22 protein-coding genes and 1 pseudogene are annotated in these 21,892 nt (G+C 42.2%); 5 read left to right on the forward strand and 18 right to left on the reverse strand.

What is annotated here, in order from left to right; genetic code table 11:
- Window positions 1–8: 8 nt before the first annotated feature.
- Both glpX and cgi121 read right to left on the reverse strand, forming a co-directional pair.
- Complete coding sequence (gene glpX, locus MMAH_RS08265; protein ID WP_013038096.1) at window positions 9–1,097, reverse strand: class II fructose-bisphosphatase; 1,089 nt, start codon at window positions 1,095–1,097, stop codon at window positions 9–11.
- 73 nt (window positions 1,098–1,170) lie between these two features.
- Window positions 1,171–1,680 carry a KEOPS complex subunit Cgi121 gene (cgi121, locus tag MMAH_RS08270; RefSeq protein ID WP_013038097.1) on the reverse strand — a complete coding sequence of 170 codons (510 nt, stop codon included), beginning with the start codon at window positions 1,678–1,680 and terminating at the stop codon, window positions 1,171–1,173.
- Window positions 1,681–1,856: 176 nt separating this feature from the next.
- Here cgi121 and thrC point away from each other — a divergent pair, with 176 nt between their 5' ends.
- Together thrC and leuS are read left to right on the forward strand one after the other, a co-directional pair.
- Window positions 1,857–3,059, forward strand: coding sequence for a threonine synthase (gene thrC / locus MMAH_RS08275; RefSeq protein WP_013038098.1), 1,203 nt, complete (start codon window positions 1,857–1,859; stop codon window positions 3,057–3,059).
- Window positions 3,060–3,071: 12 nt separating this feature from the next.
- Window positions 3,072–5,957: a leucine--tRNA ligase gene (leuS, locus tag MMAH_RS08280; RefSeq protein ID WP_013038099.1), complete on the forward strand. Its 2,886-nt coding sequence runs from the start codon at window positions 3,072–3,074 to the stop codon at window positions 5,955–5,957.
- Window positions 5,958–5,988: 31 nt separating this feature from the next.
- Here the strand turns inward: leuS and MMAH_RS08285 are convergent, their stop codons facing one another.
- From MMAH_RS08285 to MMAH_RS08310, 6 genes are all read right to left on the reverse strand, one after another.
- Window positions 5,989–6,906 carry an energy-coupling factor ABC transporter ATP-binding protein gene (locus MMAH_RS08285; RefSeq protein ID WP_013038100.1) on the reverse strand — a complete coding sequence of 306 codons (918 nt, stop codon included), beginning with the start codon at window positions 6,904–6,906 and terminating at the stop codon, window positions 5,989–5,991.
- Window positions 6,903–7,664 (reverse strand): cobalt ECF transporter T component CbiQ, encoded by a 762-nt coding sequence (gene cbiQ / locus MMAH_RS08290; protein WP_013038101.1) that lies wholly within the window; start codon window positions 7,662–7,664, stop codon window positions 6,903–6,905. Before cbiQ ends, MMAH_RS08285 begins: the two co-directional genes overlap by 4 nt.
- 22 nt (window positions 7,665–7,686) lie before the next feature.
- A complete protein-coding gene (locus MMAH_RS08295; protein WP_245526217.1) occupies window positions 7,687–8,115 on the reverse strand; it encodes a C2 domain-containing protein in 429 nt (142 codons plus the stop codon).
- A 71-nt stretch (window positions 8,116–8,186) separates the two neighbouring features.
- A complete protein-coding gene (gene cbiM / locus MMAH_RS08300; protein ID WP_013038103.1) occupies window positions 8,187–8,807 on the reverse strand; it encodes a cobalt transporter CbiM in 621 nt (206 codons plus the stop codon).
- An 80-nt stretch (window positions 8,808–8,887) separates the two neighbouring features.
- Entirely contained in the window at window positions 8,888–10,048 is a 1,161-nt protein-coding gene (locus tag MMAH_RS08305) for a PGF-CTERM sorting domain-containing protein (RefSeq protein WP_013038104.1), read from the reverse strand.
- Between the two features lie 216 nt (window positions 10,049–10,264).
- A complete protein-coding gene (locus tag MMAH_RS08310) occupies window positions 10,265–10,870 on the reverse strand; it encodes a hypothetical protein (RefSeq protein WP_013038105.1) in 606 nt (201 codons plus the stop codon).
- A 181-nt stretch (window positions 10,871–11,051) separates the two neighbouring features.
- Between MMAH_RS08310 and MMAH_RS08315 the strand changes: the two genes are divergently transcribed.
- From MMAH_RS08315 to MMAH_RS08325, 3 genes are read left to right on the forward strand one after another with little or no spacing between them, the layout of a single operon-like run.
- Window positions 11,052–11,561, forward strand: a complete 510-nt coding sequence (locus MMAH_RS08315; protein WP_013038106.1) for an ArsR family transcriptional regulator — start codon at window positions 11,052–11,054, stop codon at window positions 11,559–11,561.
- Entirely contained in the window at window positions 11,558–12,346 is a 789-nt protein-coding gene (locus tag MMAH_RS08320; protein ID WP_013038107.1) for a DUF7839 domain-containing protein, read from the forward strand. Before MMAH_RS08315 ends, MMAH_RS08320 begins: the two co-directional genes overlap by 4 nt.
- A gap of 9 nt (window positions 12,347–12,355) precedes the next feature.
- Window positions 12,356–12,889, forward strand: coding sequence for a metallophosphoesterase (locus MMAH_RS08325; protein ID WP_013038108.1), 534 nt, complete (start codon window positions 12,356–12,358; stop codon window positions 12,887–12,889).
- Between the two features lie 5 nt (window positions 12,890–12,894).
- Here MMAH_RS08325 and MMAH_RS08330 read toward each other — a convergent pair whose 3' ends face one another.
- The 10 genes and pseudogenes from MMAH_RS08330 to MMAH_RS08375 all read right to left on the reverse strand — a co-directional run bounded on the left by MMAH_RS08330 (window position 12,895) and on the right by MMAH_RS08375 (window position 21,878).
- On the reverse strand, window positions 12,895–13,128 hold the full coding sequence (locus tag MMAH_RS08330; protein WP_013038109.1) for a hypothetical protein: 234 nt from the start codon (window positions 13,126–13,128) through the stop codon (window positions 12,895–12,897).
- A gap of 74 nt (window positions 13,129–13,202) precedes the next feature.
- A complete protein-coding gene (locus tag MMAH_RS08335) occupies window positions 13,203–13,769 on the reverse strand; it encodes an RPA family protein (protein ID WP_013038110.1) in 567 nt (188 codons plus the stop codon).
- Entirely contained in the window at window positions 13,770–15,320 is a 1,551-nt protein-coding gene (locus tag MMAH_RS10230) for a nucleic acid-binding OB-fold tRNA/helicase-type (RefSeq protein WP_013038111.1), read from the reverse strand.
- A gap of 94 nt (window positions 15,321–15,414) precedes the next feature.
- The gene (locus MMAH_RS08345) at window positions 15,415–17,247 is read right to left on the reverse strand and encodes a cation:proton antiporter domain-containing protein (protein ID WP_013038112.1); all 1,833 of its coding nucleotides are present in this window, start codon (window positions 17,245–17,247) and stop codon (window positions 15,415–15,417) included.
- A 157-nt stretch (window positions 17,248–17,404) separates the two neighbouring features.
- A pseudogene (gene mtbB / locus MMAH_RS08355) lies at window positions 17,405–18,808 on the reverse strand ([dimethylamine--corrinoid protein] Co-methyltransferase).
- Between the two features lie 11 nt (window positions 18,809–18,819).
- Entirely contained in the window at window positions 18,820–19,431 is a 612-nt protein-coding gene (mtbC, locus tag MMAH_RS08360; RefSeq protein ID WP_013038113.1) for a dimethylamine corrinoid protein MtbC, read from the reverse strand.
- Between the two features lie 161 nt (window positions 19,432–19,592).
- A complete protein-coding gene (locus tag MMAH_RS10610; protein ID WP_013038114.1) occupies window positions 19,593–19,742 on the reverse strand; it encodes a hypothetical protein in 150 nt (49 codons plus the stop codon).
- Between the two features lie 12 nt (window positions 19,743–19,754).
- Window positions 19,755–20,048 (reverse strand): hypothetical protein, encoded by a 294-nt coding sequence (locus tag MMAH_RS08365; RefSeq protein ID WP_013038115.1) that lies wholly within the window; start codon window positions 20,046–20,048, stop codon window positions 19,755–19,757.
- A 13-nt stretch (window positions 20,049–20,061) separates the two neighbouring features.
- Complete coding sequence (locus tag MMAH_RS08370; protein WP_048902304.1) at window positions 20,062–21,048, reverse strand: EamA family transporter; 987 nt, start codon at window positions 21,046–21,048, stop codon at window positions 20,062–20,064.
- A gap of 179 nt (window positions 21,049–21,227) precedes the next feature.
- Window positions 21,228–21,878, reverse strand: a complete 651-nt coding sequence (locus tag MMAH_RS08375; protein ID WP_013038117.1) for a corrinoid protein — start codon at window positions 21,876–21,878, stop codon at window positions 21,228–21,230.
- Window positions 21,879–21,892: the final 14 nt, after the last annotated feature.

Genomic DNA, 21,892 nt, shown 5'->3' on the forward strand with positions numbered 1-21,892 from the left:
TCTCCATATTATAGCCTGAGAGGCGTATTTTCCTTATCATGTATATAAATCGAATCTGAGAACTTGACAATACCGGAACTACCCATTGATATACTGTGTACCCTTGCGTCCCCATAACCAAAAAGGTTGGTGCCTTTGAGGAAATGTCCGGAGGTCACACCGGTTGCAGCAAAGATTACATCTTTCCCGGGTACAAGTTTTTCAGTGTCAAGAACATCATTCATGTTGTCTTCGGTAATGCCCATCTTTTTAAGGCGGGGCATCTTTTCCTCTACCTCCCGCGCAATTACATCATCGGGTTTGCGATTGGCAACTGAAGGCAAAATCAGGCGTGCAAGTACCTTACCACCCAGGATCTTCATTGCAGAGGCTGTTAGTACAGCTTCACCCGAACCACCCGAACCCATTACCACATGGATACCTGAGCCACGTATAGCCGTTGATACGCCGGGCATGAGGTCACCGTCTGAGACCAGATTTACTCTGGCACCGGTTTTCCGGATTTCTTCGATTTTATCCTTATGACGCTCACGGTCCAGAATCACAACCACAAGTTCCTCTACACTACGGTTTAAAGCACGGGCCACTATCTCAAGATTGTCAATTGCCGGGGCGTCCAGATCAATTTCCTCTCCCGGGTGCTCACGTTCATACTTTACGACTTCCGGACCTACCACGATTTTATCCATATAGACATCGGGACCGTGGAACAAACCATTGGGTTCGGACATAGCCATTACTGAAATGGAACCCGGTACACCATCTGCACAGAGGTTGGTACCTTCCAGCGGATCAACGGCGATATCTACCTCAAGGTCACCATTACCAGTACCGACTTCTTCACCAATATAGAGCATTGGTGCCTCATCCCTTTCTCCTTCACCGATCTTGATGACACCCCTGATGTCCAGGCAATTGAGCATTCTGCGCATTGCTTCCACAGATACCTGATCGGCATAATTCTTGTCACCCTTACCTATCTGATGAGCAGCAGCAATAGCAGCCGCTTCTGTGACATGGATCAGTTTGGGGAGTAAGGCACTTTCTATCGGACCGGCATTTTTCATAATATTCTCTGCAGTCTGTGGGTGTGGCATTAATAATCCTCTCATTTGATAGATATATAGACGAATAATCTGTATGTACTTATTAATAAGTTTACCAATGGACTTATTTCAGGATGTCCACCAGTGACACTCGCTCCAGCACGATGTCAGGTATCCGCGATACTCCGATGGCATCTGTCTCTGCAAAACCGATTCCGAAATGAGTCCTTATATCCTCTTCCTTTTCACTTGAATAATCGGTCACTTCACTCCTGCAGACCATTGAATCAAGCTCAGGTAAAACAGCATTTACTTTATCTTTTTCACCAAGGACAAGAAAAACAACAGAAATATCCCCTTCCTTCATACCCATGGAAAATGCTTCAACAATCTGCCGTTTTCCGGAAACATACCTGAGAATTTCAACACCCAGGTCCCTGGCAACATTGCTGCCGGCTTTAAATGCTCTTTCAGCTTTTTTTATTGCAAGTTCGATATGGGGTGTACCTGCTATTTTACCTGCATTCATTGCCTGTATGGTAACATCATACTCATCTGCAAGGGCATTCAGTTTCTGCAAAAAAGCATTCAGATCATCGATAAATAGGGTACCCTGAGATGTTTTCCAGTACATGTGGGATTGAAAGGGGTTTCCCTACAATAAAGATAACGGTGGTCTTTCAACAGATTTAATAACAATTACATAATAGAACGGGTCAGGCGCCATTTCCGAGTACTTTATTTATATTGGAATTGATTAGGTTATAAGATTCACCCTATTAAAGCTTTAAAACTATCAGGAGAACTCCAATGTACTATTTAAAATGCATCGAATGCGGTAAGGAATATCCTAAAACAGAGGTCCTGTATACCTGTGAATGCGGCGGTTTGCTTGATGTAATTTATGATTATTCTCAGATTGATATCAAGAAGGAAGATTTCGAGGGAATTGCACTTTCTGTATGGAAATATGCAAAACTTCTTCCTGTTGACAGAAAACCTATAACGATACAGGAAGGTGGCACACCTCTCTATAAATGTGACAGATTGGCCGAAAAGGTAGGTGTCAGGGAACTTTATGTCAAACATGAAGGCATGAATCCTACCGGTTCCTTCAAGGACAGGGGTATGACCGTAGGTGTAAGCAAAGCCCTGGAACTAGGGATGAAAACAATTGCCTGTGCATCTACAGGTAATACTTCCGCAGCCCTTTCCATCTACGGTGCAAAAGCGGCAGTTCCTGCCGTGGTCCTGTTACCGGAAGGGAAAGTTGCACTGGGCAAGGTTGCACAGGCCCTGATGCACGGTGCAAAGGTGCTTAGCATACGCGGCAATTTCGATGATGCTCTGGAACTTGTAAGGGAGCTCTGCGATGAGGAAAAGATCTACCTCTTAAACTCCATTAATCCTTACAGGCTGGAAGGACAGAAAACAATAGGTTTTGAGATCGCAGACCAGCTGAATTTCCAAATGCCTGACCGGCTGGTACTTCCGGTAGGCAATGCAGGCAACATTACTGCCATCCATAAAGGTTTCAAAGAATTCAATCACCTGGGACTTACTGATAAAGTCCCAAAGATGATGGGAATACAGACCGAAGGCTCCTGTCCAATAGTAAAAGCCGTAAGGGAAGGAAAAACTGACATCACCCCCGAAAAGAACCCCGACACAATCGCAACAGCAATCCGGATAGGGAATCCGGTTAATGCCAGAAAGGCCCTTATAGCCATTTCCGAATCAAACGGTGGTGCGGAAAGTGTTACTGACGATGAATTGGTGGAAGCCCAGATAGACCTGGCACAACTTGAAGGAATAGGCGTTGAACCTGCAAGTGCCACCTCAGTTGCCGGCTTGAAAAAACTTGTAGAGACCGGAGTAATAGGTGCAAATGAATCCGTGGTCTGCGTGACTACAGGACACCTTCTCAAGGACCCGGAAGAAGTAATATCTGTTGCACCAAAACCCATTGTGATTGATGCCACAATGGAGGCTATCAGAAAAGTCCTGTACTGAGAGGAAATGATAATGGAACAGAACTACAACCCTGCAAGCATTGAAAATAGATGGCAAAATATCTGGTCTCAGGACAAAGTCTTCGAGGCCGAACCTGACAGCCGGGATAAATATTTCATAACAATTCCCTACCCATATCTCAATGGGAATTTACATGCAGGCCATACACGGACATTCACCATCGGGGACGTTATTGCAAGGCACAAGAGGATGCAGGGGTACAATGTGCTCTACCCAATGGGATTCCACGTAACCGGTACACCCATTGTGGGACTTGCAGAGCTAATAGCCAACAGGGAACCCCAGACGATGGATGTCTACTCCAATTACCACGGAATCCCCAAGAATATCCTCGAAGGACTTAACACGCCGGAAAAAATCGTGGAATATTTCAGCGTGGAAGCAGAAAAAGCCATGCGATCCATTGGATATTCCATTGATTGGAGAAGAAAATTCACCACCACAGATGAAACATATAAAAAATTCATCGAATGGCAATACAACCTACTTTACGAAAAGGGACTGATTGTAAAAGGCTCACACCCTGTCAAATGGTGCCCCAATGATGACAATCCTGTGGAAGACCATGACATCCTCAGGGGAGAAGAAGCCACGATCGTGGATTATACCCTGATCAAGTTCACCTACGATGGTATGGTATTACCCTGTGCGACCCTGCGTCCGGAAACCACTTTCGGTGTCACCAATCTCTGGATAAACCCCGATGTGGAATATGTCAAGGTTAAGGTGAAAACCGACGAGAATGAAGAGACCTGGATTGTAAGTGAACAAGCATACAACAAACTTACCTACACCGACCGCAAAGTCGAATTCCTGGGAAAAATCAGTGGTCTGGACATCATCGGAATAAAGGTCAAGAACCCGTTGACAGGTTCGGAAGTAATCACCCTTCCGGCATCTTTTGTCAAGGGAGGTAACGGAAGCGGAGTTGTAATGAGTGTACCAGCACATGCACCTTATGATTATCTGGCCCTGAAGGACCTTTATGATAAAGACCTTTCAGAATATGGTATTACAGAAAATCTGCAGGACATCAAGCTCATATCCCTTATCGATGTTCCGGAATACGGAGAGTATCCGGCAGTTGAAGTGATAGAGGAATTTGGAGTCCAGGACCAGAATGATCCAAAGGCCGAAACTGCAACAAAAATGGTCTATCGTCGGGAATTCCACGGGGGAGTCCTGAAAGAAAATACTGGAAAATATGCAGGTACGAAGGTCTCAAAGATAAAAGACCTTCTTACACAGGATTTGATCGATGAGAACATCGGCGAAATATTCTATGAATTCAGTGAACCTGTGGTCTGCAGGTGTGGAACCCCATGTGTGGTTAACATGGTTAAGGGTCAGTGGTTCCTCAATTATTCCAATCCTGAATGGAAGGATAAAGTATACCGTTGCATAGAGAATATGGACATCATCCCCGAAGAACTGAGGGTGGAGTTCAATAATAAAGTGGACTGGCTAAAAGACAAGGCCTGTGCCCGTAAAAAAGGACTCGGAACACGCCTGCCTTTTGATAAGGACTGGTTGATCGAATCCCTGGGAGATTCCACGGTATACATGTCCTACTACATAGTTGCAAAGTTTCTCAGTGAAGATATTAAGACCGAGCAACTAATTCCTGAACTCTTTGATTATGTGCTTCTTGGAAAGGGAAGTGTGCAGGATGCAGCAGAAAAAAGTGGAATTGAGGCCTCTGTAATTGAAAACATGCGAGAGGATTTCAATTACTGGTATCCCGTCAATCTCAGGTCCTCAGGAAAAGATCTCATACCAAACCACCTCCTGTTCTTCCTGTTCCATCATGTTGCAATATTCGGAGAAGAGAACTGGCCTCGTGCCATAGCCATCAATGGTTTCGTATCCCTTGAAGGACAGAAAATGAGTAAGTCCAGGGGACCACTGCTGACACTCAGTGAAGCAGTGAAAGATTATGGTGCGGATATTTCAAGAATGTATATCCTGTCCAGTGCCGAACAGACACAGGATGCTGACTGGAAGAATAGTGGAATCGAGTCCGCCAGGAGACAGGTAGACAGGTTCTACCATTTTGCAAAGGATACTATCGATACCAAATGTACCTCTGGGGCCTGCAGGGAAAAACAATTGATAGATAGGTGGATACAGAGCCGCCTGCAGCAACGTATCAGTGAGACAAACGAGGCACTTAAAAGTATACGTACCCGGCAGGCCCTACAGAATTCTTTCTTCCTGCTTCTTAATGATGTAAAATGGTACCAGAGAAGAGGTGGAAAGACTCTCCAGTATGATATACTCGATACATGGGTACGCCTGATGGCACCTTTCACCCCACATATATGTGAAGAGATCTGGAGTGAAATGGAAGGAACCCAGGGTTATGTGTCCCTGGAAAAATATCCTGAGTATGAACCGCAACTTATCGACAGGGATGCAGAAGCTGGCGAAGAGCTGATCAGCAACACTCTTTCAGATGTAGAGGAAATAATAAAAGTCACCGGTATAAAACCGCAAAAACTTGTCCTCTATACAGCTTCCCAATGGAAATCAGAAGCTTTTAAGCAGGCTCTTGAACTACAGCAACAAGGAAATCTCAACCCGGGAATTCTGATAAAGAATCTCATGCAGAACCCCGAAATGAGACCTTATGGTAAAGAAGTACCAAAGTTTGCAAAGAAAGTTGTTGACGATATAAAGGCCATGAAAGAAGAGAAATTCGAGATGGTATGCGGTTTCAACCTGGACGAAAAAGAAACACTTCAAGAAGCAATAAGTTTCTTTGAAAAGGAAATTGGTTGTGAAGTGCTGATCGGCAGGGAAGGGGAAGAAGCATATGACCCCGAAAAGAAAGCCCGCTTTGCAGCACCAATGAGGCCAGCTATTTATATTGAATGAAATAAGGAATCGGGCGGATACTGATTATATTTTAGTCATTATCCGTCTGTAATTTTGTCAGCTGTTTTATGTTTTCGTAAGCAGAACTGTTCATATTCAATTGGATAAGATTATTATTTTTTTCCATTGTGTAAATGAGATTTTCTGCTGCTTCATTCACAGACAATGGATGCTGGTTGCACCTATAACCAAGATGTGCCAACATGTGGAATAACTGCAGGGTATCAGGCGACTCTAGATTGTGTCCGGCTAACAATTCCTTGTTGGAGAATATTTCATAAGGAGTGCCTTCAGCAACCACTGTTTGATTCAATACATATATCCTGTCAGCAAGCCGGGATATTGTATTCACATCATGGGTTACAGTAATAATCGTTGTGTTTTTATCTTTATTAAGTTTTTCAAGTAAATTGATTAATTCTGATTTGCTTTTGGGATCAAGGTTTGCTGTAGGTTCATCAAGCACTATTATGCGAGGGTGCATCGATATAACTGCAGCTATTGCAACTTTTTTCTTTTGTCCACTACTCAGATGATGAGGGACATGTGCTCCATATCCTTCCATACCCACTCTTAAAAGGGCATCCCTTACCCTTTCATCCACTTCATCCTTATAAAGTCCCATATTTGCGGGCCCAAATGCTACATCATCATAGACAGTTGGCATAAAGAGCTGGTCATCGGGATCCTCGAATACCACACCAACATTTTGGATCTTTTCTACAATATCCATTGAAGAAATAGATTTACCGAATATCGATACAGATGGGGAAGGATTTTTCACTGTTCCATTGATATTTAACAAAAGCGTGGTTTTTCCGGCTCCATTTGGCCCCATTATGGTAACTTTCTCGCCTTCAAATATCTTCATATTAACATTATTCAATGCTTTTTTCCCATCCGGATATGAATATTCAAGACTTGATATTTGTATGGCTTCTTTTTTCATGGAATCACCGAATGAATATGGAATAAAAGAGCTATCAAAATAAATGAACTACCCATAAAATAATCCTTTGCCTTCATATTATATTTGAAAAACATTTGCGGAGCACCACCATACCCTTTGGAAATCATAGATTTGTGAACACGGTCCCCGCGTTCATAGCTCCTTATAAGTAACCCTCCCATCATATTTCCTATTAAAGCTAAACTATGTTGATTGAGCCCAAAGACAAACCCTCTCGAAGACAGGGCTTTTTTCATATTATGAAATTCATCAATAATTACAAAAATATAACGATAAGAAAAAGCAATCATCTGGACAAAAATATTGGGGATTTTCAGCATATAAATAGCTTTGATTATTGCATCGAACCTGCTTGTAGAAAATATCAAAAATGCAAGTAACAAAGCTGCAACACCCCTGAGAAATATCAAAAATCCCAGATACATCCCTTCTAGGGTTAAATCTAAGAAAGGCAAATTGAGGATATCATTTCCTTTTATTGTAAAAGCCATTACAATAAAAATCGAAAACAGAAATAAAACGGGATATTTCAAGTGTTGATATACGAATTCTGTTGGCAACTTTGATATTGAAACCAGAACAATGGAAAACAATATAGCTAATATTGCCAGAGGGATATTTTCAATAAATGCAAAGGAAAAAATAAGGGCTGTAAAAGTAATTATCTTGGCCCGTGGATCAAAATTGTGTATTATTGAATCTAGCCCTGAATACTCATCAACCCTTGGATAATTCATTATCGTTTCTCTCAAATTTCAATTATTTTTCTTCATACTTCTTTTTCATTCTTCTGGCACTTATCATCATTGCTACCCCGGCAATACCTGCAAGGTAGCCAAAACCAGCAACTATACTGACAGGTAGTGGCAGGTTGGAAGATGTACCGGAAGATGATTGAATAGATGATGTACTACTTAGATCTATCTCTTTTTCTGCCTTATGACCAAAATCAGAAGCAACTACCCTGTATTGATCCTGATCTTCTTCAGGACTGAAGGAATAGAAGCCATCCGTGTCAGTCGATGCATCTTCGATATAAAGGGTTTCTCCGCTTTCATCAATGATGTACACTGTGACCTCGGCATTCTTCATCGGATCGTCGCCTCCATAATATGCCTTCACCTTTATATTACTATCCGACTTTTCTACTACATCCATAAAGACGCTATGTGCCGAAGCAACTGGCATTAATACTAATGATAGAACCAGTACAAAAAGTATAATCTGATGTAATCTGGAATTCATTTTTATCACACTTTTCATTTATTTAATTTAACAGGTAATAATTCTGGTTTTACTTTTGCCAGATAAGTTACCGCTGAAGCAGTTACGATTCCTTCAATTATCATTACCGGGACATGGGCTGCTGCTGCTACTCCCGCTACGCCTAAAAATTCCTCGCCGGTGGTCAACAAACTTATGGAGAGAAGGATTGTAGTAAAGAAAACTGCGAGACCTCCACTTATGCCCCCAATTATTTTTTCAGATAAGCCGTAATCTACCCCTTTCTTGAAAATGTAAAAGCACAACAGAGCAGGGATTCCGACATTCATAGTATTGACACCAATGGTTGTTACTCCACCGTGCTGGAAGAGGAAAGCCTGTAAAGTCAAACCAACCAACATTGCAACATACGCAAGAGGACCCAAAATCACACCTACAAGACCATTAAAAATCAGATGTACGCTGGTAGGTCCCAGGGGTATATGAATAAGGGAAGCGACAAAAAATGCTGCTGTCATTACTGAAAACTTAGGAATTTCCTCGACCACGTCAACTTCCCTGTATCTCCACCAGAAAGACAGTATGGCTATGACTATAGTTATAACCCAACCACCTGTAATGGCAGTGGTGGATAGAATACCATCTGATATATGCATTATTTAGTTCACTCCTGAATTAACATATATTTGAAAGGAGAGAGGATAGGTTAAAGATACCTATAACCTCTCCTGAAAGTTTACTGTCTCTTTAGGTACCCTACAGCAAGCAGTCCACATGCTGCCATCAAAATTCCAAAACCTGGTGTCTGATTGGCTGTGGCGGAAGATTCCTGTTCGCTTTGTTCTTCATTCGCTGCATCACCAGATATTGTAGTATCTTCTGTTGCCATACTTTCCTCGAGTTCATCCGTGTATTTTACAAGATGGCTGCCGATGTGCCCAACCTCATGGAAATTTTCGTGAAGGGCTTCAGCATATTCCTGATGGGATGCAGGAGTATTGGATTCAATAGAGTGAACAGCATCAGCATTGGAATTGACGATTTCCTTGAGTTCATCTATTTCAGATTCGATGGCTGCAATTTCGGAATTTATTTCATCGGCATTTGTTTCAGGGTCGGAGTACAGGCCTTCCAAGGTTTCCACATGAGATAGAATATGTTCACCGATATGCTTCATATCATGGGTTTTAAGGTGGAAAGATTCCGCAGTGGCACGCAGGTCCTCATCCAGGGATTCATCATCTGCAATCTGGGCTGAGTCAACATGCAGAGTATCGGAAAGATCAACAAGTTCGTCGGCATGTTCTTCGATTTCCATCAATGCATTGGAGCTGTCATGGTCAGCTTGGGACTCTTCACCGCCAAGTTCATCTGTGTATTTTACAAGATGGCTGCCGATGTGTTGAATCTCATGGAAATTTTCGTGAAGGGATTCAGCGTATTCCTGATGGGAATCAGGAGTATCGGATTCAATAGTGTGTACAGCATCAGCATTGGAATTGGCTATTTCCTCGAGTTCATCAAGTTCAGATTCAATGGCTGCAATCTCAGAATTTATTTCATCTGCATTGTTTTCCGGATCAGAGTACAGGCCTTCCAAGGTTTCCACATGAGATAGAATATGTTCACCGATATGCTTCATATCATGGGTTTTAAGGTGGAAAGATTCCGCAGTAGCACGCAGGTCCTCATCTAGGGATTCATCATCTGCAATCTGGGCTGAGTCAACATGCAGAGTATCGGAAAGTTCAACAAGTTCACTGGCATGTTCTTCAATCTCAGCAAGGGCATGAGGAGCATCGGAGTGTGATTCATGGGCCGTTGCGGTCAAGCATGTCGAAAAGACAAGCAAAAAGGATACAAAAAGGATTCCATATTTTCTATTTAAAAATCTCATACAATCACCTTTAGAGTTTTTAGAGTTATATTAACCAAACTTGTTCTACAGATGTTGGTGATACAAAGTGTTATAATAAAAAAACGAGGATTTGGGTAATACATGTTATCCAAATGGGTAACATAGAATTTTTGAAAAGTCAATGCAACAGATATACTAAGAATTAAGAAATAAAGAATGAACAATAATCGACATCAAGCAAAATTTAATGAAGAATTACATAGTCAATTTCAGTTGTTTTGTCTTGGGAACCAGCCCATCCAGATTTACAAAAACCTTGAGTATTGGTAAAAGAACTATTCCAGTATATTGAAGATAACTATCGTCTTCATCCGTTAACTCATAAGCAGGGTCCGGTGAAGGTATTGTAATCCGCGTTATGGAATTGCGAAAGGATTTAATATCTTTTTCAGGTACTTCTTTTATATGATTGCCATGTTGCACCGCATCCATGATCGTATTTTCATGAAAACCCATTGATTTTAGCTCAGCTCTGAAAACCGGTCTTTCCAGCAGATAAGAAAATATATAGATCGCTACGTAGATGCGTTTGGATGCAGGGACATCTTTCAGATGATGGCCTATAAGAGAATAAATGTTCTCTTCTTCTTTCCCGGCATTCTCTGAAAGTTTATAGGTCTTTGACGGAGGTACCTCTATTTCATCAAGTTTTTTCAGATCTCTTAATGCCCTCAAATAGCCGGTCATGATTAAACGATGCTCATCGATACCTTCCGATTTGAGGTCTCTGGTGATGCCACTAATCGAAAGTTGTCGATTATCAAGCAACTTGAAAATTTTAGAATACAACGCCTCTGTCATAATAACTGAACAGTATTGTTAACAGGATTGAATAAATGTAACGGTATAAAATGTATGACGAAAAACTTCGATAATTATCAATATCAATACTACAACACATTTATTAATCTTAAGACCATATTAGTATAGCTGTATTAGCCTTTTCTAAATCAAATCAATAACCTACATATGAGGTTTTGTGATGCCCAGGAGAACCCGAATAATAAACGACCCATCTGAAATGGTACCCCTCCTACAAACATTCAGGTCAAAGGAGCATAAACATGTCTTCAACGCACTCAGTACAGAGTGGATGACAAAAAGCCAGCTTGACGAAAAAATGGGAATTGACACAGAGGAAAGTATCGATATACTCCAGAAATGCGGGTTACTGGAAAGCCAGTGGCGCATGCCCAAACCTGGAGATAAACCGGATAAGGAATATCACTCATCGTATTCAAAAGTACAGGCTAATTTCCAGTGTTCTTTTGATGACCTTAGTGAAATAATTACTTTAACGTTCACTCCTTACGAAGAAATAAAAGACCTGATAGGAGAACTGGAAAAGGAAGTAGAAAGTGGTAACCATTCCATGAGTGCTCTTACGCGTAAGCTCAACAGAAGTGCATTGTACATAAGATCTCTTGCCAGAAGAGCCAACAGGTTAACTGTTATGGGCCAGAGGCTGAAAATGAATGAGGAAAAGAAATGATTGACATTCTCCAGAGTAAAAGCGGTATTACCAAGTTCCAGATACTTATCGAAGTTGCCGCCCATCAGCCCAATGTCAGACAGAAAGAAATAGCAGAAAAAGTCGGTGTGACTCCTCAGGCAGTTTCAGAATATATCAAGGAACTTACATCTGAAGGATATATTTATTCTGATGGAAGGGTACGCTACAGAATTACAAAAAATGGAGTAGAATGGGTTCTGGAAAATGCTGCCGACATGAAAAGGTATGCCAAATTCGTAATGAGTGACATTATAAGCCATGTATCTACCTGGACTGCTATTGCCGATGAAAATCTGGAAAAGGGTGAAGATGTCTATCTTCATATGAGAGACGGTTTGCTATATGTTGATACTAAGGTAGAAGCAGATGCCCGGGGTGTCACCATATCTGATGCAGAAGAAGGAGAAGATGTAGGTGTCACAAACCTGACCGGGATGATTGACCTGGAAACAGCAAGTATTACGGTCTGCAAGATTCCCCGCAGCGAAAGGCAGGGCTCCAGAAATGTAGATTTGGAACGATTGAAAAAACTCACCGAGTCAAAGGACTATATAGCAGTGATTGGAGTTGAATCCCTAGTGGCACTCAAAAAAATTGGAAGTCAACCCGATGTTATGTATGGTGCCAAGGAATCAGTCGTAGAAGCTGCATTCCATGGGCTTTCCTCCCTTGTGCTTGCAATCGATGAGCAGGTCCCCACTATAATGAGCAAACTTGAGATGGAAAACCTGGAATACGAACTTGTAGACCTGAGTCTTCATTAAGGTAAAAACATGAAGGTACTTGTTATTTCAGATACACATCTCAAAGGTGGAGAAATTCCTCCCGGCTTGAAAGACCTGATTGACAAATATGACATGGTAATACATGCCGGAGATTTTACTACACCAGAATGTTATAGGGCTTTCAATGATACAGGGAAACTCAAATCAGTACATGGAAACTCCGATACAGACGAATTAAAAGATCTTCTGCCTGAAACCCTGCATCTAGACCTGGACGGTATAAGTGTCGGCGTGGTCCACGAAGCCGCCCTTTCAATAAACGATACAACAGCCCTGCGCTACAAAGCCCTTGAAATGGGTGTTAATGTACTGATATTCGGCCATATTCACAGGCCACTGATAGAAAAAACAGATGTAATGGTATTGTGTCCCGGCTCTCCTACATCCCCACGTATGTCAGACCCTATGGCCGCTGAACTAAATATCGAAAAAGGTGAAGTAAAAGCAAGATTTATAGAAATAAAAGGAAAATCTTGTGGTTTTGTCGGATTTACAAGAGAACTTGAAAACGCAGACAATTAATCTTTTTACTTTTTCCCATCAATAGTTTCTATTTTAAAGATAACTCCAAGCCCATTAAGGCTCAGGTGTACTTTATCTCCGAACTGGAGGATTTCCTCAACATGAACATTATTGCCCCATTCATAGACATAGTCATAATATCCCTGAATTGGTTTAAACCCCAGAGACAGAAGGCGGCGGTTAACTTCAGAGGGACTTGCACCTTCACTGTTAAACCATACCAACAGGTAAGTTTTCACAAATATCACCTAACTAAAAATAGATTTAATTATTTATTATACTTATGCAAAAAAATGTGTGCAAAATGCACACATCAAATCTGTTCTTTCAGGGATTTCAAAGCATCCAATACCATGGATGAATAACTTCCCTTATCGGTATTGTAGTGCTCTCTGGCACGAACCACATATGTATCTGAACCATCCAGATTATTTAATCTGTTAATTGTCTGAATAGCAGCATCAACAACCCACATGTCTCGTGTGTTACCATCAACTATGCTTATGGATTCAGATCTTATGGAAGTAATAGTATCCCCATCAGGAGTCTCATAAACACTGGGTTTGCCTGCAACAGCTACAAATGCGGGCGTTTCACATTCTGACAACAGTTGTGCTGCTTCCGGCTGGTACTGACCTGCGTATATTGTGAAAGTACCTGTAGGATCAGTAACCCGACCTCTCCAGTATTCTGCTTCATTGCCTATATTTTCCTTTTCGATAAGAGTCCCTACGATAAAAAGGCGATTTACCCTGGCCCCGGTTGGTGTTAACAGATACTGGGGAGAATAAACATCGTCACCTTCCCTGAATGAGAGATCCGAATTCCTGAACTCTTTTGCAAACATTCGTTTTGCTACTTCACGTACATAGGTAGACATTCAGGCCACCTCCAGATCTGCAATAAGCTCGTCAACCTTTTCCATATCAACATTGGATAATGGTTCAATGGATTTTGCTATTAAGTAACGATCAGCAAGCGATCCTTCCACATAATAATATTTCCCCACAAGGTCCTCACGCATTTTACTTATCACAACTGTTTGATCAAGAGCATCCGCTGCAAGATTAATTGCTTCCTCAAGCGTGATACCGGTCAATTCTTCGGTAATTTCCCTGTTCAAAAGAACATCCTGCACAATTTCCCCGTTATCAAGCACAGCTTTGATACGCAGATCATAAGTCCCATCAACCTTGCCGTGCTCCATACAGGCTCCTTTTGTAAGTGCCCGGTTACATTCAGGACAGCGTTTTATAAGACCGGAACCATCCTGAATATCAATCATTGCACCCTGGAAACTATTAGCTCCAACTTCTATTTCTTCAAAAAGAGGTTCAACTGTAGTAGTACGATTGAGAATTACTTCATAATTTCCATTCCACTCATTGACAACAATATTATTGAAACGATAAACATGTCCTTCTTCTACATCTGGCAGATCATCACGAGACCACTTGATAAATTTGATAGTGCCAGTTTTGTCACCAAGAATCCCGACCTGGGATATCGCATCATTGGAATTGTCCCATAATTGGACAACCTTGGCTTCAATGTTGGCCCACATGTTTTCCTGCCGCAATTCTGAAAGTAAACGATCTTCAGCCGACCCCTGTGGCTGGAATGAAGTATCAATATCCTCTTCCAGAGGTTCAATGCTGCTGGTGCGGTTCAGGGTTACTTCATACTTACCGTTCCATTCGTTGACAACCACATTACTGAAAAGATAAGATTTACCTTCTTCTACATCAGGCAGATCATCACGAGTCCATTTGATGAATTTGATCGTACCGGATTCATCCCCAAGAATTCCAACCTGGGAAATTGTTTCATTGGAATTATCCCATAACTGGACAACTTTGGCTTTGAGATTGGCCCACATATTTTCCTGATTCAGATCTGAAACCTGACATTCTTCAGGAGAACCGGCGGAAGTTGAACCTGCATCAATATCTGTTGCAAGAGGTTCTATGGAACTGGTACGATTCAGGGTTAATTCCAGTTTACCATTCCATTCGTTGACAACTACATTACTAAAACGGTATGATTTACCTTCTTCAACATCAGGAAGATTGTCCCTGGCCCATTTGATAAATTTTATTCGACCGGTAGAATCACCAACAAGACCTACCTGGGAAATTGAACTGTTTGAATTGTCCCATAATTGTAATACTTTAATGTCGACATTAACCCATTGATCCTGTTTCAAATCCGCAATATTAGACATGGTTGCGGGTTTTGATTGGTTGAAAAATTCATTTTTGTCGACATCATACTGCTTAAGCAAAACATTTACAGTATTTTTTCGTGCCTCATTTGCGGGAACTTTGAACTTGTTAATCAGTTTATCAAGCCGTTCTTCAATTTCTTCCAGAGGAACTTCTATTCCCATATCCTTAAATTGGGTCTGTATACCCTTTGCAATGTCTTCCATAAAATCACCTTGACCTCTTGTTTTTCCTTCTAGAGAGGCAAAGGTGAATATGCCGTTAGGGTATATATAGATGTTTGAAGTGGAGTGAAAGTAATCAACGCTCAAAAAGGTCTGCAACCTTCTGTGCTGAATCATCTTCACCAATTACAGTTATGATATCATCATATTCAAGTACAACACTCCCATTAGCGATAAATGATTCGTTACCTCTGCGGACCATTAACAAAAGGCTGTTTTCAGGCAATTTAAGTTCACTTATAGCTTTGCCCACAACTTTGGGATTACTTACATGTGCTTCTATGATATCAGCTCCTTCCCCCACTTCACACATAGAGAACATATGAGGACGGCCAACCATGTTGTCCAGCACAAGAGCAGTTGTCATTGCAGGACTCATTGCTCTTATTTCGAGGTCCCAGAAAGCATGCAGGTTTTCAATATTATTAACACGTGCAACGATCTGATCCTTATCAAAGTTAAACTTGGTCTTGGCAATCTGGCAAATTAGAAGATTAGTATTGTCCTTGTCAGTAGTTGCAACTACATATTTAGCATGATCGATTCCTGCTTCCTTAAGAACATTAATATCTTCCGCATCACCATGCACAACCCTTATATTAGATTTCATAAGTTTCTGGCAATTTTCTTCTGAAGGGTCTACAACTACTACATTTTCTCCTCTCTTTTCAAAACGCTCGGCGAGAATCTTTCCAACCTCACCGCCACCTAATAAAAGTATCTCCATTGGAATCACTCCTAAGAATTTAGCAATACGATTGGCAAGAGAACCAGTCATTAAAACCGTAATAATGATGGTAATAAATATAAGTCCTACAAGGGCATCACCGCCTACCATCCCCATTGAATTTAACTTTACTGCAAAATAGGTTGCAATCGAAGCAGGAACCACTCCCCGTGGACCTACAAACGAAATAAATAATTTTTCATTCCGATTAAAAGACGTGTCATGTGTAGAAAGAAATACAGAAATTGGCCTGGCCACGAAAATCAGGACCATTACAACCGCTACACCCACAAGTCCTATCTGTATAATGTAATCAAACTGCAGTAATGCTGCAAGTAACAGGAAGATCAAAGACAACATCATCAATACAAGATCAGCCTTGAACTCTTTTAATGCAGATTTATAGGGAACATTGGATGAACCCACCATAATACCAAATATTGCAACAGCAAGAATTCCCGATTCATTGGCAAGAGATTCAGCAATCACAAAGGTGGCAATCACCATTGTAAAGGTAATGAATCGTACTGTTTGTTCAGTAAGAAGCATTTTGCCAAGGATATTTCGCAACAAAAAACCACTGGCCATACCAAAAATCAGTCCCATTCCTACTCGTTGTATAAAAAAACCGACAAGTTCCAAGCCTGAAAGAGGTGAAACAATCAATTCAAAAATAAGTGCTGCTAATATAACACTTGCAGCATCATTGAGAACACCTTCAAGTTCAAGTATCTTGCTGACTTTATGGGGCACATTGACATTCCTTACAAGCGGAGTTATCACTGTTGGACCGGTAGCTGTTACAAGTGCACCAAAAAGAGCAGCAATACTCAGAGGTAGTCCTGCAATATAATAACTGGCTGTCGTGGCTAGTATAAATGTTACAATAACCCCAAATATAACAAGCCTTAATACACTCTTTTGAATACTACGTATAGAACGAAGGTCAATGTGGAGGCCACCATCAAAAACAATGACAGACACACAGAGAGCAACAATTGCTGTGAGTCCTTCACCCAAAATCGAGGGATCCAATATATTGAGAACCTCCGGGCCTGCAATTATTCCCTCAATCAGAAGGAAGATCAAAATAGGCATACGAAAGCGTATACTCAAAAGATGAGCTATAATCGTCAGAAGAAGCACAGCAAGTGCGACCTGTAAAAAATATATTGAATCCACCTTGTCATCTCCACTGAGGTTAATAGGATAACCAGAAAAAAGGTTTCCATATATAAATCTTTTATGAAGATATTGAATCCATAAAAAGAATCGTTGATATTTAGTTTAAAAAAGAAGAAAAATCCTATCTGCAAAAGCAGACAGGAAATAATTAATTTTAGCCTGTGATTTGCCTGAATTTATCGCAGCAGTTGATTTCAATATCGAGAAGTTTCTCAATATTCATCTTGGATGCGATACCCTTGGCACATCCTGGTACGGATGTAAGTACACCAATGTCAAGGTCTTCACGGATTTCCCTCATGACATATTCGTCTCCCAGGTCAAGTGATTCAACACCGAGTTTCTTGGCGACATAGTCCTTGGCTTCATTTATGCGCATGTTCTCGGAGAACTGCATCCTGGCAACAAGGTCACCGGCTGCACGCATTCCTGTAAGACCGGATGCCATGATATGTGAGATTGGCATACCGATTGGGTCGCCAACTCCTATCTATATACCATCGACACCTGCAATCTCGACCATCGCCTTGCTGGCACGGGTTACTGCATCGATTGGTGGAGTCTCGAACATTGGGATACCGCCGACACCCATACCCATGTCAACATGACAGGGGATGTTTGCAGCTGAAACGGCTGCCTTGGTGAAGGTTACTGCACGAGCAAGGTTCCATGCGGAGGACTTGCTGGTGTTGGTGTTACAGACCGGACCGAACACATTTGCACCGGCTTCCTCAGCAAGTGGCACCTGTTCATGTGGCCACAGCCCTGCAAGAGCCTTACCTTCGAACTCAAGTTCACCGTGCATACCCAGGGTACATTCTCCGGCCATACCTGCTTCGATGTAGATGTTGGGGAATTCTTCCCTGAGTGCTTTCATTGCGTACAGGGATGCATATACGTCTCCGTCACCTGCTGCACCGATAGTATCGAAGTTGACACCGTCACAACCTACTTTCTGCAGGTGCTGCATGATCCAGGTAATGTCACGGGTTGCATGGTCACCTGCATGCTCGATGGATTCACGGGCTTCATTGATCTTGAAAGCCTTCATGAGGTCACCAGGGTTTTCGAAGGGACCATCTGGTGTATAATAGAGACCGAGATTTGGCATTGCACCGTAGAGAAGGGGGACAGTCATGTTCTGCTGGCAGACTTCCATTGCCTGCTGTTCCTGGGCAATGACCGGTTTGACTGGTTTGAAACTGTAGTCGATGTGACCCAGTTCCATTGTGTCTGCACCAAAACCTCTCTCGTGCATCATACAGCCAGTAAGACGGCTGGATGGAATGCCCACACCACTGTTACCCTGATCACCGTCGATCCTGAGAGTACCAATGTCATGGGTTACCGGGATTTCCATACCTGGTTCGACACTGACAATGCGGTTGGAATCCATAATGATATCTGCGAGCTTGTCAAGTTCATCCCCGGAAAGTTCAGGAATGTCACCAAGGTCTGCTGCATCTGCACTACCTTCCTGTAGGTCTGCAATGATCTGCTCCTTGGTCATGGAGATACGCTCGCCGTCTCCCATCCTTACAAAATATTCATTTGCCATTAATAATCACCTTATAAGAGAAGCTCTTTTGCTTTGTTGACAGCTTCTGTTGCGTTTTCTGCATAGCAGTCTGCACCGATCTTTTTGGCCCATGCGCTGGTTGCAGGTGCGCCGCCTACCATGACTTTTACCTTGTCACGGAGACCTTCTTCTTCGAGGGCTTCGATTACTTCCTTCTGGCCCTGGAGAGTGGTGGTCATAAGTGCGGAAATGCCGACCATGTTTGCATCTGTTTCCTTGATCTTGGCAATGAAATCCGCTACAGGTGCATCACGGCCAATGTCATGAACTTCGAAGCCTGATGTCTGGAGCATGGTGGATACAATAGCCTTACCGATGTCGTGGACATCTCCCTCTACTGTACCATTGACGATTACACTGGCAGCCTTTTCAGATGCTTCAGGCATATCGTCTTTGAGTTCATCCACACCGGCCTGCATGGCTTCTGCAGCCATCATGACATGTGGAAGGAAAAGTTTACCTCTTTCAAAAAGAGTACCGACTTCGTTCATACCTGCTGCAAGACCATTCTCGATGATGTCGGGAGCCTCGAGTTCACCACGGGCTTTTTCGACAGCGGCAAGAACCTGATCTTTCTTGCAACTTACAATAGCGTCAGACAATTCTTTGTATAATTCTTCTTTTGTCGTTGTTACAACCTCCTTAAAAAGTTCTATAGTGAAACTATAGAAAAAAACAATCAGCGATGGATATTGGCATGTGTATACCCACCTGCCAACTCCATCAACTGCTTAATATCTATATATATTTTCCGTTTTAAAGTTTAGAATTTATATACCCATACCCTTGCCTGCCAAATTGCAAGGAAAGCAATAATTAATACAACAGCTGGCCATACATAATTGGCAGCCGGTACATAGGCGCTTGCGAAATATGCATCATAAGCTTGCATTGCAGCTTCTGTTTGAACCATTATTAAACCTCCTTAAATTGCATACATACATGCATCCGAAAGTCTGGCTTTACCTACATCCGTAATAACATACTTGTGGAGCAGAAAACCTTTCTTATGCACACCTTCGTCATCGACTTTAGCATCAATTTCCTTGATAAAAGCTACTGCAGCGAGTTCAATCAAATCCATATTGAAAGTATCACGTGCAAAGTCGCTGTATGCATTATAATCCTCCTGAAGCTGTTTTATCACTTCATAGTTCCAGTATTCATTGCCATCCCGCATAATTTCCAGCATTCTGACCTTTCGTGGTAAATCTGACATAACTTATACCTCCTTAGTCCCTCAAAGTTTCCAGCTCAAGGCTTTCTTCAGAGAACATTACGAAACTGCCTATGATACATAGAGCACCACCAACCAGAACTGTCCACTGTGGTACATCACCAAAGAACAAAATGGTGGAAATCACAGCAAACATACCGTAAAGGTTTGCAATACCCTGTCCACGTCCTACACCGATCAGTGGGAAGGACTTGTACCAGGACACATAACAGAAACCGAATGTAATTCCTGCAAATGCGAACATAAGCATTGTCAGTGGCTCAAATGCCTGGACAGCATATGTAAATACATTATAGCCTGCAAGATAAAGCAGTGGCAAAGCAACAATTAGCCAGATACAAAGTTCTGCAATAAATCTCAGATGAAGACCGACATCGGCACTGGAAATATCCAGTCCCTTATCAGCAACAGCACCTTCGATACCCCATCCTGTTGCAGCCATCAATCCACCAAGATATCCGATCCAGCCAACACTTCCGGCCCGGAGTTCAGTAATCACACCGCCACCGAAAATGGTGATACCACCAGCAATAATTACAATGATACCCATTGCTGCCCTTTTACTGATCTTCTCACCGTGCCATACATTGGCAAGTGCCGCACCAACAACCGGGTACAGCAAGGCAGCTACAGCTGCGAAAGCTCCTCCTACAAAACCCATTGCCATATAGGAACCCAATATTGCTATTGGACCTCCGAAAAGGGATGCAAGCAGGAACCATTTTGAACATGGCTTGAAAGCCTTTGCGGTTCTTACCATCTCACCATAATTACCTAATACACCATTCCATACAAGAAGTGCAATAACCACAGTTACAGCATTTATCGCGGTAATTAATACAGCCGTAACTACAAGTGCCATAGAGTCACCACTTGTAGCTGCGACATCGGCATACATTTTATCAAATGGGTTCAATACCCATACAACGGTACCTGGTATGTACCAGAGACCCCAGAGAACTGCACAGAAAAGTGCCCACATATATCCATGGCGGATACGTCTTCCGTGTTCTGCTGTTTTTAATGCTTGTATATCTACCAATAATATTCCTCCAGTTCATTTACAATTGTTTATAGTTACTATAGCAAATATATATAGATATTAGAGAGGTTATAAATTTGTGGGTGTATTAAACAATACACCCACGCAAATCAACGGAATTATTCCATTGCTGCTTTACATTTTACAACTGCGTCAGTTGCGTTCTCGGCGTAGATGTCTGCACCGATCTTGGTTGCCCAATCCTGGGTAACGGGTGCTCCACCGACCATTGTCTTGACGCTGTCACGTACACCAGCTTCCTTGAGCTGTTCTTCTACCTGGGTCTGAAGGACCATTGTGGTGGTCATCAGGGCAGAGGAACCAAGGATATCTGGTTTCTGTTCTTTTACAGCGGTGACGTAGTCAGCGATTGGTACATCTCTTCCGAGGTCGATGACATTGAAGCCAGCGATCTTGAGCATGGTTGCAACGATGTCCTTACCGATGGTGTGAATGTCACCTTCGATGGTACCGATTGCGATTGTACCCTTGTTTTCGGATTTTGTGCTGAGTTTCTCAAGTTCCGGGGTGAGAACTTCAACGCCTGCGCTCATTGCTTCGGATGCAGCAATGACGTGTGGAAGGAAAAGGGTACCCTGCTCGAACTGGTCACCAATCTCGTTCATTCCGGCAGTGAAACCTTGCTGAATGAGTGCAACGGGGTCAAGTCCTGCAGAAATACATTCTTCTGCAACTTCTACAACTGCTTCGTCATCAAAGTCCATAACTGCAGCTTTTCCTTTCTCTTGTAACTCTTCCTGTGTAGCCATTTTTATTCTCCTAA

Origin of the sequence: Methanohalophilus mahii DSM 5219 (genome assembly GCF_000025865.1) — an archaeon.
Lineage (GTDB): Archaea > Halobacteriota > Methanosarcinia > Methanosarcinales > Methanosarcinaceae > Methanohalophilus > Methanohalophilus mahii.